At 40.1% G+C, this 20,826-nt stretch carries 16 protein-coding genes and 1 pseudogene; 7 read left to right on the forward strand and 10 right to left on the reverse strand.

What is annotated here, in order from left to right:
* Nucleotides 1-45 precede the first annotated feature (45 nt).
* The 3 genes and pseudogenes from FD725_RS29430 to FD725_RS29445 form a co-directional block, all read right to left on the reverse strand.
* A pseudogene (locus FD725_RS29430) lies at nucleotides 46-3,791 on the reverse strand (plasmid replication protein, CyRepA1 family).
* Nucleotides 3,792-4,094: 303 nt separating this feature from the next.
* On the reverse strand, nucleotides 4,095-4,547 hold the full coding sequence (locus FD725_RS32805) for a hypothetical protein (protein WP_256872008.1): 453 nt from the start codon (nucleotides 4,545-4,547) through the stop codon (nucleotides 4,095-4,097).
* Between the two features lie 15 nt (nucleotides 4,548-4,562).
* Complete coding sequence (locus FD725_RS29445; RefSeq protein WP_256872009.1) at nucleotides 4,563-5,855, reverse strand: NACHT domain-containing NTPase; 1,293 nt, start codon at nucleotides 5,853-5,855, stop codon at nucleotides 4,563-4,565.
* A gap of 456 nt (nucleotides 5,856-6,311) precedes the next feature.
* Between FD725_RS29445 and FD725_RS29450 the strand changes: the two genes are divergently transcribed.
* Together FD725_RS29450 and FD725_RS29455 are read left to right on the forward strand one after the other, a co-directional pair.
* The gene (locus FD725_RS29450; protein WP_179051769.1) at nucleotides 6,312-8,162 is read left to right on the forward strand and encodes a protein kinase; all 1,851 of its coding nucleotides are present in this window, start codon (nucleotides 6,312-6,314) and stop codon (nucleotides 8,160-8,162) included.
* 153 nt (nucleotides 8,163-8,315) lie between these two features.
* Nucleotides 8,316-9,248, forward strand: a complete 933-nt coding sequence (locus tag FD725_RS29455) for a hypothetical protein (protein WP_256872010.1) — start codon at nucleotides 8,316-8,318, stop codon at nucleotides 9,246-9,248.
* Here FD725_RS29455 and FD725_RS32810 read toward each other — a convergent pair.
* The 6 genes from FD725_RS32810 to FD725_RS29480 all read right to left on the reverse strand — a co-directional run bounded on the left by FD725_RS32810 (nucleotide 9,209) and on the right by FD725_RS29480 (nucleotide 15,170).
* On the reverse strand, nucleotides 9,209-10,012 hold the full coding sequence (locus FD725_RS32810) for a CHAT domain-containing protein (protein ID WP_306296914.1): 804 nt from the start codon (nucleotides 10,010-10,012) through the stop codon (nucleotides 9,209-9,211). The two genes, FD725_RS29455 and FD725_RS32810, sit on opposite strands and share 40 nt — an antisense overlap.
* Nucleotides 9,901-10,944, reverse strand: a complete 1,044-nt coding sequence (locus tag FD725_RS32815) for a tetratricopeptide repeat protein (protein WP_256872011.1) — start codon at nucleotides 10,942-10,944, stop codon at nucleotides 9,901-9,903. Before FD725_RS32815 ends, FD725_RS32810 begins: the two co-directional genes overlap by 112 nt.
* On the reverse strand, nucleotides 10,944-13,397 hold the full coding sequence (locus FD725_RS29465; protein ID WP_256872019.1) for a filamentous hemagglutinin N-terminal domain-containing protein: 2,454 nt from the start codon (nucleotides 13,395-13,397) through the stop codon (nucleotides 10,944-10,946). Before FD725_RS29465 ends, FD725_RS32815 begins: the two co-directional genes overlap by 1 nt.
* Nucleotides 13,398-13,430: 33 nt before the next feature.
* Nucleotides 13,431-13,880: an SRPBCC family protein gene (locus FD725_RS29470; RefSeq protein ID WP_179051772.1), complete on the reverse strand. Its 450-nt coding sequence runs from the start codon at nucleotides 13,878-13,880 to the stop codon at nucleotides 13,431-13,433.
* Nucleotides 13,881-14,466: 586 nt separating this feature from the next.
* On the reverse strand, nucleotides 14,467-14,769 hold the full coding sequence (locus FD725_RS29475; RefSeq protein ID WP_179051773.1) for a hypothetical protein: 303 nt from the start codon (nucleotides 14,767-14,769) through the stop codon (nucleotides 14,467-14,469).
* A gap of 137 nt (nucleotides 14,770-14,906) precedes the next feature.
* Nucleotides 14,907-15,170: a hypothetical protein gene (locus tag FD725_RS29480; protein ID WP_179051774.1), complete on the reverse strand. Its 264-nt coding sequence runs from the start codon at nucleotides 15,168-15,170 to the stop codon at nucleotides 14,907-14,909.
* Nucleotides 15,171-15,317: 147 nt separating this feature from the next.
* Here FD725_RS29480 and FD725_RS29485 point away from each other — a divergent pair, with 147 nt between their 5' ends.
* Nucleotides 15,318-16,229 (forward strand): hypothetical protein, encoded by a 912-nt coding sequence (locus FD725_RS29485; protein WP_179051775.1) that lies wholly within the window; start codon nucleotides 15,318-15,320, stop codon nucleotides 16,227-16,229.
* Nucleotides 16,230-16,410: 181 nt separating this feature from the next.
* On the opposite strand, the gene FD725_RS29490 is transcribed toward FD725_RS29485, so the two are convergent.
* Nucleotides 16,411-16,977, reverse strand: a complete 567-nt coding sequence (locus FD725_RS29490) for an HdeD family acid-resistance protein (protein ID WP_256872012.1) — start codon at nucleotides 16,975-16,977, stop codon at nucleotides 16,411-16,413.
* A gap of 125 nt (nucleotides 16,978-17,102) precedes the next feature.
* Here FD725_RS29490 and FD725_RS29495 point away from each other — a divergent pair, with 125 nt between their 5' ends.
* The 4 genes from FD725_RS29495 (at nucleotide 17,103) to FD725_RS29510 (ending at nucleotide 20,573) form a co-directional block, all read left to right on the forward strand.
* Nucleotides 17,103-17,336 (forward strand): hypothetical protein, encoded by a 234-nt coding sequence (locus FD725_RS29495; protein WP_256872020.1) that lies wholly within the window; start codon nucleotides 17,103-17,105, stop codon nucleotides 17,334-17,336.
* 6 nt (nucleotides 17,337-17,342) lie between these two features.
* Nucleotides 17,343-18,026, forward strand: a complete 684-nt coding sequence (locus FD725_RS29500) for an SDR family oxidoreductase (protein ID WP_179051777.1) — start codon at nucleotides 17,343-17,345, stop codon at nucleotides 18,024-18,026.
* A gap of 376 nt (nucleotides 18,027-18,402) precedes the next feature.
* Entirely contained in the window at nucleotides 18,403-19,725 is a 1,323-nt protein-coding gene (locus FD725_RS29505) for a hypothetical protein (RefSeq protein WP_179051778.1), read from the forward strand.
* A gap of 32 nt (nucleotides 19,726-19,757) precedes the next feature.
* A complete protein-coding gene (locus FD725_RS29510) occupies nucleotides 19,758-20,573 on the forward strand; it encodes an SDR family oxidoreductase (protein ID WP_179051779.1) in 816 nt (271 codons plus the stop codon).
* The last annotated feature ends 253 nt before the right edge of the window (nucleotides 20,574-20,826 follow it).

Here is a 20,826-nt window from a genome sequence, read left to right on the forward strand (position 1 = left end):
GTCACCTCGCTGCGCTCCGAATTCAAAATTCAAATGGTTACTAGATTATGTTTCCGTTGGCAGCACAGCTTCATCAAGTAATTGATAAAAATCAGGCACAGATTGCTCAAGATGGCGCAGTTCATGTGGAGCGATCGCCTCCAACTCCAACACAGTCTGCCAGCGCCAATCCCCAGCCCAGCGCTTGAGAATACCTTTGATTGCCTCTACCCCTTGGGCAATGCTAGAACGCAGCATTTCCACGCAATGAAGCAAGGCAGTTCGTTCAGTAGGAGAAGAATCTTGCTCCCCTGCTCCCCTGCTCCCCTGCTCCCCTATTTCTAGTTCAGACTTCGTAGTATCCACCCCTCCCGATAGGGGATTTCCTATACCATCATGGGGGGGGGTGAATACCAGCGGATCGCCGTATTGTGCGTGATATTGCGCCTCCTTTTCGGCACGTTTGTTTTGTCGGTGGGCAATAACCTGGAATGCAAATTCCAGTTCTTCCTTCGATAAAGAGAAGATTTTCACTTGTTGACCACGCGAGCCAAACTTGCGATAACTCAGCTTTAGCCCCAGTTGATCTAACAAAACCCCCAACAGCCAGATAGGTTGACAGTTGGGGGGAATAGTAAAACCAAGAATAGCTTTGATATGGGCTGCACAATTAAGTGCGATCGCTGTCATATTTAATAGATGTGGATCATGAGATGTAATTTCCGCACCTGCTACTAAACGCTTGAGAATGTCATGCAGCCCCAGGTTAAACCGAGCTAACCACTTGGCGGAATAATTACCCCAGTCCATACAAAATGGTAAATTGTCTCGCTCGGTGCGGTCTTTTTGACTGACAAAGACTGGTGGTGTAGGGTATTGCTTGTTGGTACTCTCCTCAACGACCATTGCCGATGGTGGTGAAAGAATGCCTTCCAGGGATGCGATCGCGGCGATTAATCGACCGCCGTTATCTTTCTCTACTAAAGATTCCGTAACTTCCATACCGTAAGCATCTTGAATACGGAATTTTTCACACTCGTAAATCTCTTCAGGTGATAAGTAATCCTTACTTTGACGTGAGCGGTACTCACTTTTAGAAATATTATTAGCCCTAGAGACAGCATGATTATGGGCAGTATCAAGAGCCACCGCCGCATTTTTCAAATATTCCCAAGCTTGAGCATCATTCTCATCACCCACTGACATGATAGTATTGCCCATTTGGGTTAATAAATCGCGCAGATCAGCACGTAAATTGTTGAGAGATTGGTGACGGGCTGCTTTAATTTGACAGTAAGCGTCCAATGCCCAATCTTTTTCAGCACCCCGTTTGCCTGTTTCGCGGTCAATCCGCAAGAGAAAAGCCGTCATTTCGTTGGTTTGAAGTAATTGCTCTTTAATCTTGGTAGGGTTGGTGTCGAGGTAACCAAAGGGAGGTTTGCTCGCTACCCAAACATGAAGCGGAACTTTTGGGCGATAGCGCCACAGCTGTTGAGCGCACTCAGTCGCCGTCTGTGAAACGCCATGAAATACACCAAATACCAAATCAAAATGATAGTCGGGGATATCCACTCCAGTTCCCAAACTGGGAGAAGTAAACAGTGCATCTAAGTTTTTGACTGCATTGGTAATGTCTTTAATGAAGGCTACATTCTCTTCACTACCAGAATTGTCGGAGTGAATCGACCATATTCTTAGGGGTGTAGGGGGACAACTGAGCAAGGGAGCAGGGAGCAAGGAGCAGGGAGAAAGCTGTTCCCCTTGTCCTCCTGCTAAGAGATCCCCTGCTTCTTCTTCAACTTGCACACTAAACATCTTTTCAAGTTTCTTGATGAATCTTTTTGAATCGGACACCACCATGATTTTCTGCCCTGCCATTAGCGCCGCCGAGATTTGAGCCACCAGGGCGGATGAATCATCACCTTCGTACCAATAAATAGTGCGATCGCCGTTCTTCCACTCGTTTTTGATAATCACGGGTTGTTCGCCAACGGGTCGCATGGCGAGGAAGAAGTCAATAGTCACATCATCCATGTGGGCATCGGCAATTACCACAAGGGGTGCATTGTAGACAATATAATGTAGTACTTCCAAGATGGCGGCGCGATGTTCCTTACAGGTTTTACTGAGTAACAAGTGCGTCAAGTATTGGCAAGTCTCATCAATGAAGACACAACCATAAGTTAATGCCTGGGTATTGAGCTTGTGTAAGCTGTCGATAGTGATGCTGAGTGCTGTAGCTTTGGTCATGCCCACATAGCCAAGTTCAGAGTACATTGCGGTTTCCAGGCGAACAGCTAGATTTTTCAGCAGGTTGACCCGATGCCCATTGTTAAGAAATCTTTCATCTGGGTGAGCATCCCGCCACTGGCGCATGAGTTCAGTCTTACCAGTTCCCATGTCGCTAATCAAGACTACCAATCCTGAACGAGGGAAGACAAAATATTTTGGTTGGGGATTGTGAGCTTTGAGCAGTCTGTACTTTCTGGGTGAGTCAGTGCTGTCAGTGCGGTAAATGGAAGCCGAGAATATAGATTTATCAGGCATGGGAGAATCTTGCAGCAAGTTCTCTCCCCTACCCCCTGCCCCTCTGCCCCTCTGCCCCTCTGCCCCTCTGCCCCTCTGCTCCCCTGCTCCCCTGCCCCCTTGCTCTCTTCCTCCTCTTTCACCAACAGCGCTTGAGTTAAGTATTGTACATCTACGATGATTTGTGGTTTGTACTTCCTCAACCCCCGGTGCTTCACCAAAAATGAGCTTTGATAATCTTTGAGTGACAGGGCATCGTTGGCGATCGCTGTTAGTAAAGTGTTGGCATTTTCCCCTCGCTCGACTACAAAATCATCCACACCTTTTTCGGGGCCTGGCAGTAATGCTACTTCGCAAACACATCCAGCCGCCTCAATTGCAATGCCTGTCCGCATCGTTGCTTGAAAAACTGACCAACGGGTTTTTAGTTTGGTTTCGTAGTCGAACAGAATTTGGAACTTGCGCCCCGGCTGGGCTAGTGGTAACAAGTCTGGGTGCAGTCTTTCGTCAAAATCCTTGCGTCCCACTCGTCCGTTCCAAATGCCAGGGAGTGCGATCGCTACAAATCCCAAACTTAGCAAACAGGCTGCTTTCTTCTCTCCTTCACAAAGAATGATCGGAATTTCGGGGTGTTGCTGTACCCATTCCCAGAAACAGAGCAGGGGAGCAGGGGAGAGGGGGAGCAGGGGAGAGGACTTATACAAGAATTGCCCCTCTGCCCCCCGGCCCTTCTGCCCCCCTGCATCAATAAAGTATTTATCTTGTAATCGCAGTGCTAGAGGGGAGTGATATCGCTTGATGTTATACCGTTGTGCTACCAAGTCCCAAACATAGTCGGATACATCGAAGTAAGTAACTCGGTTTGGAGTTTTGGGTGGTGACTCGTACTTAACAGGCTTACCTTTTTCTAAATCAATTCGGGGATTGGTAGGTTTAAACCGTCCCCACTCCATTGGTCGCCAGTTATTGAAGGGGTCTAGCCCCGATATCCATATTCCTCCAGTCGTCACATATTGATACGCTCTCAAGAATCCATCTGTAACTCGACCTGCGTTTTTTCGGGGGATAGCGGTAGAAATGAATAGATAATCGTAGACTGCTTCACCTTCAATGTGAGAAAAGTTGCGTTCAATCAGCGATGGATGAATAGCACTGCCCACTGTTAGCTCATGGTACTCGGCGGCAGTGAGATTATTGGGGTATTCAGAAAATGTAGTATCTGAAATCTCAGACAACACTTGCTCCCCAATACCCGATTCTTCTTGTGGGCATTGGTCATTTAACACAGTAGATTCCTCTGATAGCTATGGTTTTCAGCTTCAGAGAGGTGCTGCTTTACAAAAAGTTATTTAATGTAAATATAAATTTTTTGCCAATTTGCCAAAAATAAGACGTAGAAATTAGCTCTACTTTTCGCTTTTGGTTATAATGGCAAAGTAAAGCAGCGTGGGATCTTCTTGACAAGTTAGTGGTTTCGAGTCGCCAAACTATACGCCACTCTCTTAGTCATTCCGAGATTAACCCCGCTCTGAAATTATTTAATTGTCTGATTTCTGGGCAAAGCAGTACTCCTTAGTACGTTTTGCCCTTTAAATTTTTATGTGTGTCTTGTTTTCCTCCATTGTTGGTTGACTTGTTGACAAACTTGATCTTACAGAACTTCGGTTATTTTCGCATCCAGCAAGATTGTTGATTTTCTTCACCTCCTTTGTTTGGGAAAAATTTCCCGTTAGTAGGGTTTTCTCAAGCTGTCCCAGTGTAATTGTTGATTCTTTGGGCTGGCGCTCGAAAACTTGTATATTGGGTTCATCTAAGACGAACCCATGCTCAGTTGGCTGACCGATTTTACCGGATATTGCTGCTACCCACTGGGGATAGTTACTTGCAGCATCGGATAGCTTCCTCCAAATCTTTGGTTTAACTGTGAGTGTTATGATGCGTCCGTCACAATCAATATCAAACTGTTGCCAATTGTTTTCTACTATTTTGGCTTGAGGTAGTTCGTTGATTTTTATAGTTACTTCTAGTTTTCCTAAAATCATGGATAGCAACCTCTGTTAAGATGCAATAGCATTCTGCCCCTTGTAGTTTATAACTGTTGGTGATGAACTGTCAGATGAATGAACTAATCCTAGTGGATCTGTCATAATGTACTTTTTTACAACTGGTTGGAGTGTAAAACTAATTTCTTTAGTGATTGGATTTTTATGAGACTCTATCAAAGAGAGTCTTTCAAGTTTTTCTAAATTTTTAATCAATTCTAGAGTTGATACTACTTTTCGAGAATTGAAGTCCTTTAATAAATCTGTAAAGTTGACATATTCTCCTGGAACTAGGTTTTCAGCTAAATAAATTAAAAATTGCTTCTCAACATTGCTCAGTGTTCCACCAAAAATCTGATTGAGCATTGTTTCAAATCTAAAACTGATGAGAGTTGTGGGATTTTCAAAAAAATTATCTTGATTTCCAAAGAAATGAGAAACCCTATTTAATGCTGCTTCCATTTCTGAAGGATTACCACGATAGGTCTTGATTAATTGCCGACATTTTTCGGGATTACTTACTCCTTTGCTATGCAAAAAATCCATTGCAGCAGTTGTATCTAATCCCTCAACTCTAATGACTTGAAAAAACTGTTTATTAATTACATCATCAAATTCTTCTAATAAAAATCTGCTAGTTAATATCAAACAGCTTTTATGGTTTTCTTCGACTAAACGACGAATAAAAAATTGATAATCTAAAAATTTTGACTCTACATTTTGATGAAAAATTTCAAATTCGTCTAAAACTAATAAACAACGTTTTTTTTGTAAATGCTTAAGCAACAATGTGATTGCTGCTTGTGTAGATGAGGGCTGGTTGAATTGGGGTTCTAGTATTTCCAGTAATTCTGTAACTAACTCTTCGATTCTGGGTGTATGAGCAACTGATTTCCAAAGTAAACAGTCAAATTTTGACTTAAACTCTTTACTGGCATCTGTTAAGAGTCTGGCTGCTAATGTACTTTTGCCAATACCTGCAACCCCTACTAATGCTATACAATGCTGCTGTGTAATTAAATTTTTAAGAAGGTTTAATTCTTTTGTCCGTCCATAAAAGTTATGTATATCAGGTAGTTGTCCTCCCGGAATAGTCAATACTTTATCTTGACCAAGATAAGCCTCTAAAAAACTTCGCAAATTTCGTTTGCATAGTTGTTCTTCAAAAATTTCATTGAGTAGTTCAAATAACCTAGTAGCTACTCTACGTTGTAAATAATTAAGACTATATGGCGATGTTTCAGCCATCTGCTCGTAGTTTTGCCCGTTCCAAGCTCCTCTGATGACGATAATTTCTGGATTAGTCAAGGGTTTTCCCCTTGCCTGAAGCACTAGTTGATTTACGAACTCTAAGGCTATCTCATAGGTTGCTGTGGTTACTTTTTGTGGATACTCTTGACTTTCAGGAACATTTGTTGTGAAATTCATAAAATTTTAGCTAAAACTGCCATAATTTATCTGAAAGCATCTGAGAGAAAATGATACAGTATCTTTAGCATTTTAGCTACTTAACTGAGGTAGAAGTTAAAAATTTTTATTGAGAGAGCCTAAAAACCTATCCTATGGGTAACTTATAGGTGGGGTGGTTGATAAAGCCCCGTTGTGGCGGGGTGTAGTGTAAGAAAAGAGATAGTCCCAAAAACCTTTGGGATACAAGTCCTGAACAATGAGGTTTTCACTACCCATAACCCCCTATTTGTGACTTAGACTGATTTTGGATAAATACAGTTACTAACTATATATAGGAATCCTATTAGGATGTGAATGCCCAGCTATTGTATAAACCCACTGTGCGAAGCTAGAGAAAATCCAGAAGATGCAGAGAATTGTCTTGCTTGTGGGACATCTCTGGTACTGAATGGGCGTTTTCGCCTGCTTAGACCATTGAGGTCAACAAAAAATCTGCTTACTTATACTGAAATTTTTGAAGTGGAGGATGCAGGAAATAAGTGGGAAGAACCTAAGCGGCGAGTGATGAAAGTTCTGAAGTGGAACGATCCCCAGTTAGTAAGAATGATTGAGCGAGAGTCGATAGCTTTACGAAGACTTCGCCATCCATGCGTTCCATACAGCACCGTAGATGACTTTTTTATTTTTGAGCCAAACAATAGCCCGTTTACATTGAGGTGTTTGGTGATGGATAAATTTGAAGGGCAAGATTTGGCGCAATGGTTGCAGTCAAATGACAAGATTTCACAATCAATAGCAATAGATTGGTTCAAGCAGCTAGTGGAAATTTTGGATATAGTACACCATACAGAGTTTTTCCACAGAGATATAAAACCTTCTAATATAATTCTTCAGCCAAGCGGAAAACTAGCATTAGTAGATTTTGGGGCGGTAAGACGAATTACTGACACGTACTTGGCGAAAATCAGTGCTAGTGGGGGAACGAGTACAAGGATGGGTAGCTATGAAATAACCTCTGTAGCTACACCTTGTTATACACCGTTAGAGCAAATTCATGGTAAAGCAGTGCCACAGTCAGATTTTTATGCTTTAGGCCGGACTTTAGTAACTTTAGTTACTGGTGTACCATTAATTAACATATCCGAAGATATAGAAACAGGAAAATTAAACTGGAGAAAACACGCACCACAGATTGATAAACCATTTGCTGATTTTTTGGATGAATTGATGGCAAAGTCTCCAACTCAGCGTCCGCAGACTACTGAAATAATAATGCAGAAGTTGGAACAATTACCATTGCAATCTAAGATTAATCGAGTAATTAAATCAAAATGGTTCAAAATTGGGGTGATTATTTTAGGTTCAGTAAGTTTGGTGAGTTTATATAATGTATCACGTCCTATAATAGCAGAGTATTTAGTAAACCAAGGGAAAAAGGCTCAACAGGAAAATCGATTTGATGATGCTAAAAGCGATTTCCACAAAGCAGTTAATTTTGAACCTGAAGTAACAAAATTAGTATCTGAATTTTATGTTGAGCAAGCAGATCGTCGGAATATTTCGCCTGAAGATGCCAAAAAATATTATGAACTAGCTATTAAATTTAATCCTAAAAATGATGTTGCATATAATAATTTAGGATTATTGTGTCAAAGACTACAAGATTTTGGGTGTGTTGATAAGAGTTATGCAGTATTGTTCAAATTAAAACCTAATAGTTGGGAAGCTCATTATGGTTTAGGAAATTTTTATGATGATTTAGGTAAATATGACTTAGCAGAAAAGCAATATAAGTTAGCTATAAAAAATAGTGAATTAGCTTTAGATGCTATCAGCAATTTAGCGAGAATCCAAAATCTACAAGGAAAATATGAAGATGCTATTAAGACAGCTAAATCAGGATTACAAAAAGCCAAAGAAACTGAACTAAAAGCAGCTTTATATAAGAGTATAGGTTGGGCGAGATTTGAACAAAAAAAATATCAAGAAGCAAAGAAAAATTTAGAAAAAGCAAAAAAGTTAGACTTTAAAAGAACTGATACTTTTTGTTTACTAGCACAAGTACAAGAAGCTGTAAATGAAATTAATGCAGCGAGAATATCATGGGAAGTTTGCTTAATTGTAGATTCTAATCTGCCGGAAGTTCAACGTTGGCGATTACAAATATTAAAGAGATTATTAGGAGATTTTGTACCAGAGGAATGAATTTTATACAAAATATTGATATGCTCAATAATATGAGTATTAAAATCAAAACTTACTATGCAGATTGTATCTTATACTGAAAGAAAAAAAATCTTCACTGCTCAATTTATAGTTATCACATCAATAATACTGTTTTTCAGTCTAAGCAGAGCTATGGGGCAAAACCAACAGTTAACTAAGCCTCATTGTATTGAGCCGATTGGTCGAATTATCAGTGCAGGTGATCGTTATTTAGGATCTGGTAGTTTGTTATGTCCAGGAGATAAAATTTATCCAAAAGAAGGTGCTACAGTTGAGCTACTGTGCTATTCCAGTAAAAAGTATTTAGAACTAGAACAGGCTGGTGTTTTTGATGTTCAAAACATCTGTAAGGCAGTGGAGGTTTCTTCAGTACGAAGATGTACACCAATAAACAGACAAAGCTGCCCAAATCGCAAGGGGCCAGGTGAAGATGAGAACACGCCAAGGATCATTCAGCCCTACGGCCAAATATTGATAGATAATCGTCCTTTAATATCGTGGTCGGCAGTGCAGGGAGCGACTAGCTATTCAGTACAAGTGAAGAATGGAGATGTGCGTTGGGAAAAAGAGGTAAAAGGCACAACATTAGCCTACCCTGAAGATAAACCAGAATTAGTTTATGGGACTGCGATTAAAATTGTAGTGATCGCAAACAAAGGTATAGATCCCATCAGTGCTGAAACTTTAGTTGTGCATTTGTTACGTGAAAAACAAATCAGAGAAATTAATCAGGCAGTTGAACAAATAAAAAAATTGGGATTGCCCCCTGACCAAGCAGCGTATCTTGATTTGGATACAATTTATATGTCTAAGCGCATCCTCAACACAACAATTGAGACTTTGGAAGCGCGAGTGGCAGCAGGTAGTTTAAATCCTACTGTTTACAGAACATTAGGAGATCGCTATATAGAAGCATGGTTGCCCAAAAAGGCTAAGAGTGCATATACAAAAGCGCTTCAACTAGCCAGATTTCAAAAGAACTCGGAAGAAGTAGTACTCGCTCAGGAACGTTTGCGATCGCTGAATCAAAGCCAGCTGCCAACAAGAATAAATCCTGCCCAGTAATAAGGATGTTGATACTGAGGATTCGATAGTAAGCTCAATTGAGCTTGTCGGAGAGCTTCTGCTTTAGTGAGGTTGTGATTAAGACCTTTATAGAATTCTTCGACAAGCATAGCTGTAGATTCTGCGTCTACTAGCCACAGACTAGCAACTGTGGTACGTGCGCCAGCTTGTGCAGCAACGCCAGCGATACCCAAAGTAGAGCGTTTGTTGCCTTTAGCAGTTTGGCAGGCACTTAAAACCAACAATTCTATAGGGTCTTGATTATTTTGTACCTTCAGCCAACCATCAAATTCTCGAATGTTAATAGGTTTATCCCAAGCCAAAAGTACCGTTCGTTCAGGGTCAGAGCTAAATTGACCGTGGGTAGTAACGTGAACAATAGGAAATTTAGCAGCTTTTAACTCTTGTTGAAATCTAAGACTTGTAAAATCCTCATTAAGTAATTTGGTTGAATTATTAATTTGTTGTTTGACATCGACTATTTCTTTTTCGACTTCAGGTAAAGGTGTTAAATCTTGGGGAGCATTAGGAGCATGAAAACTGGGGCTAGTTTTAGAGAGTCCAGCAATTAAGGCTTTGAATTGTTCTTGAGTTAAGGATTTAGGGGGTCGGATTCTAGAGCCTGGTGTTGTTGCAATACTGTACTGCTGGATTAAATAATCTTTGCCATTATGCAGTAAACCCATAGGAATACTTTGAAAGAATTTATCAAGGGTAAAAAGTAGTGTACCAGAAGATGGAAGATATTCCTTGATAGGTGCAATAAGTTGCTGATAGAGAGTATTTTATTCAGGCTATTAGCGAAATTTAGGCGAGAGTAAATAGATTCACTAACTGATAGCTGCTCAAATAACTCTTTATTTGTTGATAATTGACTAAAAATACTTCTAATCTGATTCTCATATTGATGATTATTTGACCATTGTTGAAAATCTAAAATTAAATTCAAGTTCTGAAGTAGAGATTGTAGTTTGACATTAGTAGAAGTATGATAATGACTGTTAATCTGTTGATATATATCAATTGCTTCTAATGCTTTTTGTTGGATTAGATGAAATATTTTTTTTTGAAAAACTGGTTCTTCTATTTGAGAATATTTACTTTTTAAGAGTTTATAGAAGGTGAATTTAGTATTACCTAAGCTTAATAAAATTGAACTGTTATCAAAAGTGAATGTTTGTTGAGATAGCCGTAGAGTCGTCTGCAATACTTGTTCTGATTCCGAAAGTTTTCCTAGCCTACGTAAAACATTCCCTAAATTCTGCAATCCTAACAGATGCAAAGATGAAGGTGTTTGTTTTTCAATAATGGCTAGTAGTTGTACTTCTTCAGTAGCTTGTCTTGGGTATGTATCACAGATGCCAGGGTTTAATTTTAAAGCTTCTACCAAAATATTGCAGGCACGAGGAAATAAACCTAAAGATTGTAATGCAACACTTTGATTGATGAGACTGCCTGTAATTCCTTCATCATCTCTTAATTGACGATAAATTTTCGTTGCTTGTTCCCAACTTTGCAATGCCTCAGATACTTGACCTTGATTTAATTGTTCTTGTCCTGTTTGGATTAATATTTCCGCTTGTTGTAGTGGGTTAATAATAGCTTGCGCTAGTAAGACTAATGGTTGAGTGATAACTATCAAAAAACTAGTAATACCTATCAGCAGATATGTCCGTAGATATCGATTTCTAATCATTAACTTGTGGTGTTTGTGTCAGACTTGCAAGAACTAGCAGATTGAGTTGTATCAGGGTTAACTACATTAGCGTGGGCGGTGAGTGTGACTGAGCCATCAAGATTTTTGATCCATCCTTGAGCTTCTACAATTTCTGTAGTATTATCTGATATCGTTAATTGTGAAATTTTCTTGTTAGAGTTTCTTGTCCATATTGATTGAGGATCTGGTAAATCTTCTGGATTGGTTGCTAAACCACCAGTGCCAGTGATAAAGAATTCACTATTTCCACTCGCTCTTCCCAGACAGATTGAGGTAATTTTAGGTGTTTGTAGGACTACTTCTGGTTTAGCTGGAACTTCATTTAAATAAGTATCTGCATTTATTTCAACTGTCCCATCAATTCCTCTTTCTGAACTAGCTATAATTTGGCTGTCAGGTGATAGAAAAAGTCCCTTAGTGTTGATTTGAATATTGCCGCCACGTCCTTCAAAGGCGTTGGCAGTAATAGCACTATTTCCTTGAGCAATTAAATTATTTGTCTTGATATTGATATTGCCGCCATTGCCGTTATTCTCAGCAGTTGTGGTAATGATGCTGTTATTACGTAACAATATGTTTTGTGTATTTATAAGAATATTGCCGCCATTACCAGAGACGGTTGATGCTGTAATACGACTTCGATTATTTAGAATAATAGATTCTGCATTAATTTTCAGGGATTCTGCATCACCTAAACCATCATTTCTGACACTAATAATACTACCATTTGTAATACTTATTCTCTTAGTATGAACTATTAATTCTCCAGATTTTCCAGCCGCAGTTGGAGATATGTTAAATACTTGTCGAACAGGAGAAGTTGTAACGACTCCAGATGAGGATAAATTACTCGCAATAGACGAATTAGTTCCTTGTATCTCGCCACTTATTTGTATGGAATCAGAAGCACTAACAGAAAGATTTCCAGCGTTGCCTCTTCCTAAAGTGGAAGTATTGACAGAACCTCCATCCATAATTATTAGCTTCGAGGTACTAATTTTCAAACTACCTGCATTTCCATTAGAGAAAGTCGTATTGGATAAAGAGCTAGGAGACAATAATGGTGAAACTCCATGAACTTTGATAAAATCAGTTGCATTTATGTTTACGTTTCCTCCTTGTCCTACACCAAAAATTGCAACACCTAAAGTTGCTCCATTTTTAATAGTTAATTTACCAGTTGATAGTGAAAAATTACCTCCATTTCCAGAGCTAAAAGCTGTGCTGGAAATAGTGCTGATATTTCGAGGATTAATAGACGAAAAACCAGAAACCTCTACAGATTCAGAAGCTTTTATTGTTAAATCGCCTCCCTGTCCCTCACCAAGGGTAAATGTCCCTATTGATGCTCCTTCCTGAACACTTAAATGCCTAGTTTCTAAAATTAAATTACCACTGTTACCTTTAACTCCTGGATAGACGGTAGAAGCAATACCACTGCGAACTCGACCGTTTGCTGAAGTGCCGTTTAATCCTATAAAGTCTGTAGCGCTTACCTCTATTTTTCCTCCTGGCTCCACTCCCAAAGCACTAGCTTCAATTTGAGAACCATCTCGTACAGTTATTTGCCTTCCTCTAATTTGAATGTCTCCACTTTCTTCTCCACTAACATCTACTGTTGCTTGTTGAGATAATTGGATATTCCCAAGATTTTGTTTGACCGCATCATAATTCAAAGCAAAACCTTTAGCTGTAGGGACAAGCCTGACTAGAGTTTCTCCCATAACACTACCTAATTCTACACGTCCTCCATTAGTTTTGAGCGTTGCTCCTTGCAAGGTTATGTCGCCGCCTATTAATGCTAAGGTCTGATTTGGTTGCACCCGTAAAGCATTTGTTGTATCAATCAGTTCAGTTGTTTCCCTTGTTCCCTGCCCATCGCCGAAAGCTTGAATTGCACTAGGATTTTTTCCGTATTGCAAGCCCAGTGGTGAATTTATACTTAATACAGATGAAGGTTCAGGATTTTCAGCACTAAACTGTAGGTTATCCACAAACTTGAATGCACTAGCAGTACTTGCTAAAAAAGAACCACCAATATCTAGTCGAGCTTTAGAACCAAAAATAATACCATTAGGATTAATTATAAATAGATTAGCTGCTCCCTTAGCTTGAATTAATCCATTTATATCAGAAACATTGTTACCAGTAACTCTGCTAATAATGTTTTGAATATTTAAATTATTATTAAACAAAGCTATTGTATCAGTTAAAACTGAAAAATCTTTAAAGCTATGGAATAAATTATTTCCTGCTTGTGTTCCTCCATTAATAATATCAGTGTTTTTTTGAGTTGTAACAATAGAATTATTAGGGAGAGTAGAGTCAGGAATGATTTGTGCAACAACTGGAGTTGAAAATAATAGACAGTATAGACTAATGCCTTGAGTAATCCACAACCTATTTTTATACTGTTTTATTTTAAATTTCATTTTTATCAAAGAATTTTTATGAATATTTTATCCTCAAATAGTTCTTTCAATTACTTCTTTTAATCGTTTTAATGACTCTTTAGACTCTGATTTAATCCGACGATTTACTACTAGCCAATTAAGCAGCATTGATAAAAAATTGACAGTAAAGTAAGTAAATTCGCGCTCGAAAGTTGTTTCTTCATTTGAGTAAGGTATAAGTGTGTAGGTAATTGTTCCGCTACTCTTTGTTCCTACTCGACCATCAATTACCCATTTGTGGGGAGCCTTTCGCTCTTGTACTGTCCATGTGACACGTCCACGATATCCAGCTACTACAAAATCTTCTTCTACTTGCTCACCTACTTCTAACGAGTGGTCTGTTGCGCCACTAATACTAAGTGACGAGGGATGCCATTTTGTCCAATATTTTGGTGTAGTTACATAATCAAAAACTTGTTCAATTGGTTTGTGAATACGGATGGTATTACAGATGCGAGCCATAAGTTGTTGTAATAGTATTTAACAAAATTGGAGTAGTTTTTCTTTAGAAAAAAGGATGCCAAAAAAGGCATTTTTGAAAAATATTTGTATTTTATTGTCAGCGATTAGCCTTTAACAAAACTAACCATACTAGTAGCCAGTACAATCATTCAAAGTGAGCATTGCATTTGGAATACTAAATGAGTAATTAGGATCTCATATCAATAAGAATTTTACATTTAAATTGAGAAACACAAATGTTTTTCTTCTTTCTATATACTCTTTCACTATTACTTGGCAAAGAATATTGATAAACAATGGTAAAGATTATATCATTTTAAAAGCAATATCTAAAATTTGACATATTACGAAAAATTAATCAAGTGAAGATCATAATTTTAAGCCTGATTTTAAGAAAAAACGATGATTAATCAACATTTCCAGTACGTATCCAAAATATTGAAAATATTTCATCTACCAAAAGTTATACATATAAATAAGAAATATAAAGCTAAACAATAGATAAAAGTGAATGTATATAGTGAATTTTCTAGCACTCAATTTCATGTATTCATAATTATTTTTTTAGAGGATGTTTAAAAAGTTTTTAGTTGAGTAAAAAAGCTCTCAGGGCATAAGCTGTACATACGTATATACAGCAAGCTAGTGGAGTAGAGTTTGTTAATAAACAGAATTTTGTACGTAATTTTTGGACTACAGGTTTGTTCATCAAATGTAGGAGATGCTTAAACTCAGGGAAGCCTAAACAAGAGAGGTTGTATGGTGTCATACCGATTTTAATTTTGCCGAAGCTGTTGTAATCTACAGTCTCCTTGAAGACAATTGATGGGATGAGCAGGGCAAAAATCAAAGCAATGATAATAAAAGAACTGGCAATCAACTTAAACATTTAGGCGGAGTTTAATGTTGATTCCGATTGATTCTTTATTATCGGGCGAGTTACTCTGCCGAGAAATATATCCAAAGATAGATGTGATATATATGATCAGCAAGTCAGGCATTCTGCGATCGCATGAGTGCGATAATTCAATCACAGCAAGCATCAATACGCAATTCGCGCCAGATATCAGAAGGTTGCCAACCGGAGTTAGCAGCAGATTGCGTCATACCATAGTCTTGCAGTGGAGCATAGCTTGGAAGATATTCTGTGGCTTGGCTTTCTACATTTACAAATTGTTGTGGATTAACGATTGGTTCTGAAGCAATAATTTCCTCAATTTGTTCATGTTCTGGTTTAGGAACTGTGGCTTTTTTGAGAGTGAGAAGTTCAGGTTTTTTGGTAGGTTTCATGTTTGATTAAGCTTTTTAGGCTGCAAAATATAAAAAGCAATGAAAAACCCCAGCCTATCAAACAGGTTGGGGGAAGATTAAAAAACCATCTACCATCATGACACAAGTGAATACTGATTCAACCACCTTTGGACAGGAGGTGGCGCAATGAACAAACTCAACTCTCGCAAAAAGCCGAAACCAGCACTGGAGGCAGCAAAAGATAGCCAACAGGAGCATAATCCACTATCAATCACCATTGATGTGGCGGCTGTCGAAGTACCAGAGATGACCGAGGAGGAACAGCGCGATCGCCTGCACTTGGAGCGAAAAGTAGAGAGAGCGTTTTATGAGGCGGGGAAAGCGCTTATGGAATTGCGCGATCGCAAGTTGTACCGTTCGACGCACAAAACCTTTGAGGAGTATTGCCGCGATCGCTTTGGATATAGTCGTGATGCAGCGTACTTGAAAATTTCGGCGACTACTGTATATGAAAATCTGCAAAAATATTTGCCGACCAATGGTCGGCAAATTCCCATGCCGAGTAATGAACGTCAATTACGTCCTTTAGCTAAAGCCGAGTTAGAACCGAATGAGCAAGCCAGTGTTTGGGAGCAGGCAGTAGACAAAGTTGGTGGGAAAGTTCCTTCCGGTCGGGTAGTTAAGGACATTGTAGATAAAATCCGTGAGCGAACTAAAGTACCAAATCCCTACCATCTGGGAGAAATATGTATCATTCAGCCAAAGGACAATCCAGACTTAAGGGGTAAAAGCAGCTACTGGGGTGTAATTACTCACGTAGGGGAATACAGTTGTACCGTGCAGTGCTGGGATGGTGACTACACAGCAAAAGTAGAACACTTGAAGTCACTGGAACTGCTGGAGGAAGATTGTCAGTTCATGCAGCAGTTGTGTTTGAGATTGCGGCGCTTGCATGAAGTGTCCAGCCGTGATGAAGCAGTAGATTGGCTGTTGCAGGGATTGGGGAAGCAGACTAAACCGTATTTGTCAGCGTTGCAGGCGAAGCTGTTGGCGGCGATGGAGAGGGAGTACAAAATTGACCCGAAGGCGAAGAAATAGCGTAATATTTTCTACAGCGCGATCGCTCATGCTTTGCCAAAATTAGTGCAGCAACTGCTGGGTGAGCCAGATGGGTGCAACAGTGGCGATCGCTTAGTCTGGCTCACTCAACTTTTACCTTTGCTTTTGTAAGTAGATTCAGTTACTGTTGTCATTCTCATCGCTAAATTTAGAACAATACTTAGTTTTCAACCAATGCTTTGCGGGTGGCAGTGGCAATCGACAACAGTGATGTACCACTGAAGATCAAACTAATCCCAACATATAATCCAATGAGCCAAAACGAGTTATTCGGCCAACTATACAAAATAAAAATCCCTAAAATCAGGGTAATCATACCATCTACTAATACCAGCCAGGACAAATGACTACCAGTCCGAGCCTTAAAGCTGGCAATAATTTCCAAAATTCCTTCTAATATAAAAATACTGGCTAACACTAGTGTCAGAGTAACTGCTCCCGCTAAAAGATTACTTAGAAGAATTAAACCGGCAATGATATAAACAATCCCTACCAAAAGACCCAGCCAGAATCCACGAATCGGTTTGGATTGAAACGATTTCACCAGTCGGACAATACCTGCAACTAGAAAGATCCACCCAAAGACCGAAACAGAAACAATTGTGGCGACGATGGGTATGAGTATGGCGATAATTCCCAAAACAATCAGCACAATGCTCAGGGCAATAATCCAGCTTGTGCTTTTGCGAATGGTTGCCTGAGTTTCCGAGGAGGTATCGAGCATCATAAGCTTTCTTTCTCAAGGTTTAGCTGCGCCAATAATTTATGATGTTTGCAATCCCTTTGACTAAAAGCCTGTACCCAAAGACAGAACCAATTCCCGCGATCACTGCCGACAATCGCGCAACCTTGATGACATTTGCTTTTATAGGCAAATTACGCGGAGTAAAACTTTGTAAAACTTTATTGAAGCCAATTAGGGAAATCGATCCAATTTTGACGATAGCTAAAGAATTACTAGAATCGATAGAACTAGAGAATCACCGTATTAGGTTGTTAGGGATTTCACTGTCAAATCTGGATAATATCAAAGAATGCCAGGGGATTCAACTACCACTATTCCAAAGTATCGAGACTAGATTTTAGCAAAGTATGACCAAACTCATCTTAATTACAGGCGTAAGCAAAGGTTTAGGCTACGCGATGACTGAGCGTTTTATTCAACAGGGGCATACAGTGATTGGTTGCGCTCGTTCATCAAATACTATTGAGAAAATACGCCAGAAATTTAGTGCGCCCAACGATTTCACGGCTGTGGACGTAGCAAATGAACAGCAAGTAGAAACCTGGGCAGAACACGTACTGAACAAATATGAACCGCCAGATATAGTGATTAACAACGCAGCAATTATTAATTACCCAGCACCTTTGTGGGAAATACCATCCGCAGAATTTTCTCAGTTAATAGATGTCAATATCAAAGGAGTAGTTAATATCATTCGCCATTTCGTGCCAGCAATGGTGAAAAAAAGGCGTGGTATTATTGTCAACTTCGGTTCTGGCTGGGGACGCTCTACATCTGCTCATGTTGCACCATACTGTGCTTCTAAGTGGGCAATTGAGGGGCTAACTCGTTCTTTAGCACAGGAACTGCCTGCTGGCATGGCAGCTATTCCTCTGAATCCAGGAATTATTCATACTGATATGCTGTCTATTAGCTTTGGGGAAGAAGCAGTAAATTACACACCTGTGTCTGAGTGGGTATTGAATGCTGTGCCATTTATACTAGGATTGAAACCCACAGACAACGGTATTCCCTTAACTGTCCCGAATTAAAAGTTATTTTGAGCAAGAACAACACGCAGATACATATTTAGTGGATGTGCATATTTCAGGGTTCATAACACCAGCAAATGTCCCAAATCAAGATTGACCAAGTGCTTTGTATCAACCGCAGCACCCTAATAGTCTTTTACACACCTGGATAGTGCTGGCAGTTCCGCATCATCAGTCGTTCAGGTGGCATATTCGGAGAGCAAAAGGTTTACTATAGTGCGGCGGCGGGATTGCAGACGGGGCTGGAGTGGCTCAGGGATGAGGGGTGATGAGTGCGACGATACTCCGCTCTAGCTTTGTGCGATCGCTCTGGGAGTAAAATTAATCCTAGCAGCGATGACGACTGGACTAATAAAAAACTGGAATACTAGTTCTCATGTCACACAACGTTTTTACAATCTTTAACCACGGCACGGACTTTCATCGTGATGCCAATCCCGATGAATTAATTAATCAATTGAGTATGGTAATGGAGGGAAAGGAAGCGAGAATTATTCAGACGGGTGAGCGCACAGAAGAAAATCCCATGCCCTTTGCCCTGGAGTGTGACAACCCGACCTACCTCATCTGCGAAGGCCCTGGCTCTGTTGAAGTCTCAGCAGAGGACTCTTCAAGTGGAGTACACCATGCTTATCCGGGTAAATTCAATCCTATTTTCGGTATAGAAAAAGGTAAGGGAAAGTCTCAAAACCCTGGACTTACACTCAAAGGAACTAAACAATATTGGTTTTTTGGAGAAAAAGAAGCCGACGAATTTCAATTATCTTTCATGGGTAATACTGCCGAAGTTTGGAGACAAATGGGTAGAGCTTTGGGCGATGGGTGGGACGATAACGTCTATAAAGCTGTGTGGATGCTGACTCACCTTAAATTCGAGATGAGCCAACCCATTGATACAGTTAACATCATTGGTTGGAGCCGGGGGGCTGTTACCTGTTTAAAGATTGCCAACAAGCTTTTTGAAGTATTTGAAGATACTCTCAACGTTAATATATTTGCCGTTGACCCAGTACCAGGTGGCTACACTAAAAGAACCTTGGATATGCTAGCCATTCCTCCCAACGTCCGCAACTATTTAGCAGTTCTCGCCTTAGATGCAGACGGTGGTAACTTTCAACCGACTGACCGCACTGATATGAAACTTCTTGCGCCTAAAAGCCAACATGGTAAAGGTGGCAATCCAGATAGCCTTAATCCCGGACATATCAAACCACACGTCCATTTTTTACCCATACCCGGCAATCATTCCGATGTGGTTAATGCTAACCTCAGCCATCCACTGGTAAAAAACAGTGCGATTTTATGTCGGCATCTTGCATGGCAGTTTTTAAGCGCACATGGAACTCCCATAAAACAGGAATGGAAGCTATCTAATGATGAAATTAGCTCACTTTACAATCAAATGCTGCCCAAACTAAGTGAAATTGCCAAAGCAGCTTCAACAGGTGGATGGTTAAGCCCTATTGAGGGGTTTAAGACCGAAAGAGCAGTCCGTAAGCATCGCGGTGAATATGTTCATGAACCCGATAAATACATTAACGAACATCACCGTCTTTGTGTTCTTAAACAAGACTATCCCCCTATTCCAAACGCTGATGTTCAGTTTACTAAAAGCGACTGGACTCCATGGGAAGAAAACAAAACACTCAGCCTGCCACAAGAGCAAACCCATTTACAACTGATGGGAATAACTGTTTGATACTCAGTGTACATCCGATTTGAAACACCGACATGAGCTTTGCTAATAAAACTATTGTTATCACAGGTGCATCGGCAGGAATTGGTCAAACTTTGGCAATCACGTTAGCCCAGAAGGGCGCGAATTTAGTCTTGGCGGCACGTAATCAAGAAGCATTAGAGCAGACACTGATTGCTTGCACAAACTATCCAGCCAAAGTGATTGCAGTACCTACAGATGTAACTCAAGTAGAAGCTTGCCAGCAGTTGATAGAAACAGCGATCTCCACGTTTGGGCGGATTGATGTCTTAATTAACAATGCTGGCATTGGAATGCTGACACGGTTTGATGAAGTAACAGATATTTCCATTTTTGAGCAAGTAATGCAGGTGAACTATCTAGGAGCAGTGTACTGTACCCATTATGCCTTACCCTACCTGAAAGGCAGTCGAGGACTTTTAGTGGCGATTTCGTCAATTTGTGGAAAAACAGGTGTGCCAACTCGTACAGGTTACGTTGCTAGTAAACACGCTATGCAAGGCTTCTTTGATACCTTGCGGATTGAATTAGCTTCAACAGGAGTAGATGTATTGGTCGTCTCACCAGGGTTTGTGGCAACGGACATTCGGCAACGAGCATTGGGAGCCGATGGAAAAGCGTTAGGCAAAAGTCCGCGTGATGAGACTCAAGGCAATATGTCAGTGGACGAGTGTGTACGTCAAATTATCTGGGCAATGGAGCGGCGTAAACGAGAACACATTATGACATGGAAAGGAAAGATCATCCCTTGGGCAAAGCTAATTGTGCCAGGACTGGTTGATCGTATTACAGATGCAACTGTTCGCAAGACGACCTCCAGCCAGAAGTAATATTTTGAACTTTTCCTAAAAGTTTTTTGATAACTAGCTAAAAATCGTATTTAAGGTAAGGTTGGTTTTGATTTGCAAGCTGCGTTCTCCCGATTCCAGTTTGGTTGGGATTGCCCAAATCCTTTGCCAGACATGGTAGTTGATATCTTGAATAAAGGGATTTTAGCAGGGTTTGGGAGCGCAATTACGAAAAGGTCTACGTTGGTGGTAGGCGATGGTCGCTTTGCGAATCGGCGAAGCCATCGCATCTGGT

Source organism: Nostoc sp. TCL26-01 (assembly GCF_013393945.1).
In the GTDB taxonomy this organism is placed as follows: Bacteria; Cyanobacteriota; Cyanobacteriia; order Cyanobacteriales; family Nostocaceae; genus Trichormus.

Coding starts and splice junctions, on each gene's coding strand:
- FD725_RS29475 (WP_179051773.1), bottom strand. CDS start 14,769: ATGTTTAAGTTGATTGCCAGTTCTTTTATTATCATTGCTTTGATTTTT.
- FD725_RS29470 (WP_179051772.1), bottom strand. CDS start 13,880: ATGGCTCGCATCTGTAATACCATCCGTATTCACAAACCAATTGAACAA.
- FD725_RS29495 (WP_256872020.1), top strand. CDS start 17,103: ATGACATTTGCTTTTATAGGCAAATTACGCGGAGTAAAACTTTGTAAA.
- FD725_RS29490 (WP_256872012.1), bottom strand. CDS start 16,977: ATGATGCTCGATACCTCCTCGGAAACTCAGGCAACCATTCGCAAAAGC.
- FD725_RS32815 (WP_256872011.1), bottom strand. CDS start 10,944: ATGATTAGAAATCGATATCTACGGACATATCTGCTGATAGGTATTACT.
- FD725_RS29500 (WP_179051777.1), top strand. CDS start 17,343: ATGACCAAACTCATCTTAATTACAGGCGTAAGCAAAGGTTTAGGCTAC.
- FD725_RS29505 (WP_179051778.1), top strand. CDS start 18,403: ATGTCACACAACGTTTTTACAATCTTTAACCACGGCACGGACTTTCAT.
- FD725_RS29485 (WP_179051775.1), top strand. CDS start 15,318: ATGAACAAACTCAACTCTCGCAAAAAGCCGAAACCAGCACTGGAGGCA.
- FD725_RS29465 (WP_256872019.1), bottom strand. CDS start 13,397: ATGAAATTTAAAATAAAACAGTATAAAAATAGGTTGTGGATTACTCAA.
- FD725_RS29480 (WP_179051774.1), bottom strand. CDS start 15,170: ATGAAACCTACCAAAAAACCTGAACTTCTCACTCTCAAAAAAGCCACA.
- FD725_RS32805 (WP_256872008.1), bottom strand. CDS start 4,547: ATGATTTTAGGAAAACTAGAAGTAACTATAAAAATCAACGAACTACCT.
- FD725_RS29510 (WP_179051779.1), top strand. CDS start 19,758: ATGAGCTTTGCTAATAAAACTATTGTTATCACAGGTGCATCGGCAGGA.
- FD725_RS29455 (WP_256872010.1), top strand. CDS start 8,316: ATGGGGCAAAACCAACAGTTAACTAAGCCTCATTGTATTGAGCCGATT.
- FD725_RS29450 (WP_179051769.1), top strand. CDS start 6,312: ATGCCCAGCTATTGTATAAACCCACTGTGCGAAGCTAGAGAAAATCCA.